Below are 4654 nucleotides of genomic sequence, written 5' to 3'. Positions count from 1 at the left end.
TAACTTCCTCTTTTTTGCCACGGAGTCACAGAGGAAAAGATTTTTTCTTTTCTCCATGCCTCCGTGGCAGGGTTTTGTTTACCGGATAACATCGGAAATGTGGAAGTTATTTCAAGACAGCTCCTTATACCGTTCATCAACACTGCCTTCTGATATTACATGATCGATAAATGGACAACCTCACTTATTCAGCCACCGTTGAGATTAGCGGCGCTGCAGTTAAAACATCGTGGCATCACACCGGAACAGGTCACCATTGCCGGTTTTCTGATGGGCATGCTGGCAGTCCCTTTGCTGGCCTTTGAGTTCTACTCATTGGCTTTAGTGCTGATTCTGGGTAACCGAATACTGGATGGTCTTGATGGAATACTGGCCAGGCTGGGCAGCCCCTCAGACGCAGGCGGGTTTCTGGATATTACTCTGGATTTTATTTTTTATTCAGCCATTGTTATGGGCTTTGCCCTGGCGTCACCGGCAAACAATGCGGTGGCAGCGTGCGTCCTGATTTTCTCATTTATGGGCACCGGAGCCAGTTTTCTTGCCTATGCCATCATGGCTGAGAAACATCAGCTGTCAGACCCGCGCTTCAAGCACAAATCCCTGTATTACCTGGGTGGCCTGGCAGAGGGAACAGAGACCATTGCGCTGTTTGTCCTTTTCTGTCTGCTGCCTGATTACTTTCCACAACTTGCCCTGGGTTTTGCCGCCATATGCATGTTAACCGCGGCTCTCAGAGTCTGGTCTGGTTACCACAGTATTGAGCACGCAGAGAAAGAAGAACACCAGGAGCCTGTCGGGCGACCTTAGGGATTGAGCCATTTTTATGCTGTTTCAGGCAAATTCAGGGAACTGCATCTGCAGCAACCCTGAAGCGTTGGATGCTCAAGCTAAATTATCTTTACCAAGCGCTGCTGAAAGTTCCCTTACATGATCTTCAGATGGCTCAGTACGACAAATAAGCAACCTTCTTTCTACGGGTTGTTCTGCAAGCTTCTCTGCATGTAATACATGCATATTTTTAACTTTATGCAATAACTCAATACCATCAAAGATTATGCCATCTCCTGGTGTTTCGTATGCAAATGTTTTGATACTTCCTCCTACAGGAATCATACTTTTAGGTTCTGATTCTTGTGCAAAACTTAATTCCCCGCCAGTAAAACCATTGTCGTGTTGTATATATGGAGATAAAAGTGTTGTCATAGTTAAGTTACAACCATCCCTATGCCATGGCATATCACATATCTGTGTTTGTTCAGGGGTAAATGTATACCTGAGCACGCCGCAACTAGCCTCCACAGTAAAATCTTTCCAGTTGAGTTTGCGACCCATTGCTTGCAAGGCCTCTTTACACATTTTATTTATTGACTCTGTATGGGGCGCAAAATTTTTGTCAAAGTTCTCTGTATCTGTAAGTTTACCATCTTCATCAAATGTTACTTCTGATGGAAATCGGTATTCACGGCACCAACCATAATCAATAAATTTGACCTTTCGTATTTTATTTCCTCTGTTTTCAAAATCGAAAGTAGGTAATTCATCAATTTCTTGATTAGCCTTTGCTAAGGTTAGTTGTGAAACAACATCTGGTATTTTTACAATTATTCTTCCAGACTCGCTCCTTTTTTCCACTGGTTTTTTCTTACAAGATAAGAATAAATTTTCAAGAGACTCAGTTAAAGCCTTAGTAGAAGTATCAATGATTGATGCAGGTGCATACATATTAAAAATTCCTTTCTGTTTTTAACAATCATATTCAAAATTTTAGAGTTGAACGATCTGACAGCCTGCTTTATTCCTTTCTCCACATGGGGTTACAAAAACTGGAGCAATTAAACAGTAAGCAATCACTTGAACAGCTTTATTCTTTTCAGAACCAAGGATAAATTAATCTGACTAAGCGTTCTTATTTAAAACCCAGACAGTATAAGATAGTCTATATATTAAATAATTCGAATCACTCTTAAAAAAATACATTAGGGAGAAACCTTGCAGTTTGAGCCTTTTTATGCTGATTTGCGGCAAATTCAGGTAGCTGCGCCTGCGGCAAGTCTTGATTTTTTCGTTAGATGCTCAAGCTAAATTTTCTTCACCAAGCACTACTGAAAGATATCTTACATCATCTTCAGATGGCCTGGTAAAGCAAGTAAGCAGCCTTCTTTCTACGGCTCGTTTTACGAGCATCTCTTTATTCAATACATAAACGTCTTCAAGTTTATGCAGTGTATCAATACCATCAAAAATGAAGCCATCTCCTGGTTTTTGGTATTTAAATGTTTTTATGGTACCTTCTGCAGGAATACCAAAAGCACGTGCAGGCACACCAGAAATATTTAATTCTTTTGCAAAACTTAATGCTCCACCAGTAAAACCATTGTCGTGTTGATTATATGGAGATAAAAGTGTTGACATGGATAAAGTACATTTATCTCTATGCCATGGCATATTACGTATCTGTGTTTGTTCACGGGTTAATGGATACCTGAGCAAAAAGCAATGAGCCTCCACAGTATAATTCCTCCAGTTGAGTTTGCGACCCATTGTCTGCAAGGCCTCTTTACACATTTTATTTATTAAATCTGTATGCGGAACAAATTTTTTGTCAAAGGTCTCTGTATCTGAAAGTTTACCAAATGCATCAAATGATACTGTTGATGGAAATAGATAATCATTGTACTTATCTGGATCAATAATTTGGACTTGCCGTAATTTATTTCCTGTGTTTTCAAAATCGTCAGTAGGTAATTTATCAATTTCCTGATACGCTTTTGCCAGGGTTATTTCTGAAACAGTATTTGTTACTTTGACAATCACTCTTCCAGAATTGTTTCCTGTTTCTAATGATTCTTTCTTACCGGATAAGGATGAACCATCAATACGACCAGATAAAGCCACCGTAGATTGAGTACTGAGTGATGTAGTTGAATACATTTTAAAAATTTCATATCCAAGTGGCTGTCGGACTTAAGAATGTCCTGCAGCGGTTGCGATAAATTGCTCTTAAATTCCTACTTCTTCATCAAATAGCCCCGCAATTCTCCTCAGAATCAGAGATTTTTATCCTCAACTTCTCGCAATCCTCGCTATGGACGCTTAGTTCCGACAGGCTCCTGGATTTTGGAGTGGAACGGATCTAACAGCGTGCTTTATCCTTTTCTCCGCAAGGGATTACCAAAACTGGCACAATCGAACGGATAGAAAACACTCAAATAGCTGTAATCTTTAAGGAGCCACAGATCAAGGAAGCTGACTCAATGGCCAATTCTGTAAATCTAACTAAATTAAAATAGTCTATATTTTAAAAATTTCCATCACTCCTTAAAAAATAAATGTGTAAGCACATCTGACAAGCATCTCCGTGGGCAGTTACTCAAAATGGACGGTGAAAAAGGGAAGTTATTCAGGGAATTATTAAAGCAGCCAACACCCGGACCAACCACCATGCACCAGGATCTCTGAGTTTCATGGGGGATGGCGGTGGGGCCACGAGTCGGCTCGCATGCGATCCGACCTACTTCGGGGGGGGGGCGTTCTTCAATTCAGAGGCTTATTGCAACTCTCAGCGCAGAAAACAGTCTGATATAGAATTCCACTCAATATGTAGTTCATCATGAATATTATCAGACGGCTTTTCCAAGTACTGGTTCTGCTCTCTTTTGCCACGGTGGGCAACACTGCCTCACAACGCTCCATACCCGGCGATTTATCGTCGGCAGATGCCTGGCCCAAGCCGAAAGAAGTGGCATTCTCCCCCCGGAAGCTACGGCTGGTTGACTATAATCCGGTGTCCGGAAACTACCTGTTCCGAGGCAACATGCCCATTATCAAAGGCCAGTTTGCCTATCAAGAGCTTATTGACACCATGAACCAGAGAAGTATGGAGAAGCTCCAGGCCCCACTTCCCGAAGACATCTATATTTTTGATATTTCGTTGATCAGCAAGCTTGGTGAACGTCATTTACTAAAACAAGAACAGATATTTACCCAAACCAACCCGGATCTGGTGCATCTGATCCACCATCCGGTTTATGGTGCCGTTTCCAATCCTGATTATTACCCGAAGTCAGTTCTCCACATTATGCTCAAGCTCCCATTTATTGGTGATGTATACAGACTTGTAGACAAGCTCAGCAAATTACTTAATCAGGAGTACAGCAGGCCTGTAGCCATTTTTGTTCACTGTCAGGCCGGCAGTGACCGGACAGGCATGGTCATTGGCACTTATCAGATGCAGTTTCTGGGCAAAAGCTACCTTGAGGTGATTGAGGAAGCAGAGGAAATTGCAGGACGACCGCTCAGGTCCCTGCAAAAAAGAGCACTGAAATGGATCGCCTATTACTTAAGGGATAGTAAAGGCATTCAAAGTGTCGGTGCCATTTACTAAAGCACGCCTCAGCTGATGATGAAAACAGGGACTCTTCTACACTGGCGTCGAGGCTGTCGCGAACCCCTGAAGAACACTCCTTGAGGTAGGTTGGTTCGCTTGAGAGCCGACTCGTGGCCCCACCGCCATCCACCATGAAACTCAGAGATCATGATGTGTGGCGGTTGGTTCGGAAGTCGGCTCCTTAAGGAGCCGACCTACACAGAGAGACTCTCTTCCGACATTTAGAACTCACTCTCCGTTCACCCTGAGCGGAGTCGAAGGGTGCCT

Annotated in this window: 4 protein-coding genes; 2 read left to right on the top strand and 2 right to left on the bottom strand. The window is 42.6% G+C overall.

The features are described 5' to 3' along the window. The first annotated feature begins 159 nt into the window (after positions 1 to 159). Positions 160 to 807 carry a CDP-alcohol phosphatidyltransferase family protein gene (locus KDK15_RS10395; RefSeq protein WP_257295291.1) on the top strand — a complete coding sequence of 216 codons (648 nt, stop codon included), beginning with the start codon at positions 160 to 162 and terminating at the stop codon, positions 805 to 807. A 75-nt stretch (positions 808 to 882) separates the two neighbouring features. Here KDK15_RS10395 and KDK15_RS10390 read toward each other — a convergent pair whose 3' ends face one another. Next, the gene (locus KDK15_RS10390) at positions 883 to 1722 is read right to left on the bottom strand and encodes a hypothetical protein (protein ID WP_257295290.1); all 840 of its coding nucleotides are present in this window, start codon (positions 1720 to 1722) and stop codon (positions 883 to 885) included. Positions 1723 to 2073: 351 nt separating this feature from the next. Further along, positions 2074 to 2931, bottom strand: coding sequence for a hypothetical protein (locus KDK15_RS10385; protein ID WP_257295289.1), 858 nt, complete (start codon positions 2929 to 2931; stop codon positions 2074 to 2076). Positions 2932 to 3610: 679 nt separating this feature from the next. Here KDK15_RS10385 and KDK15_RS10380 point away from each other — a divergent pair. Next, positions 3611 to 4384: a hypothetical protein gene (locus KDK15_RS10380; protein WP_257295288.1), complete on the top strand. Its 774-nt coding sequence runs from the start codon at positions 3611 to 3613 to the stop codon at positions 4382 to 4384. The last annotated feature ends 270 nt before the right edge of the window (positions 4385 to 4654 follow it).

It is taken from the genome of Endozoicomonas sp. YOMI1, assembly GCF_024606345.1.
GTDB lineage: Bacteria > Pseudomonadota > Gammaproteobacteria > Pseudomonadales > Endozoicomonadaceae > Endozoicomonas.
This window is presented reverse-complemented; position numbering and strand designations above follow the sequence as displayed.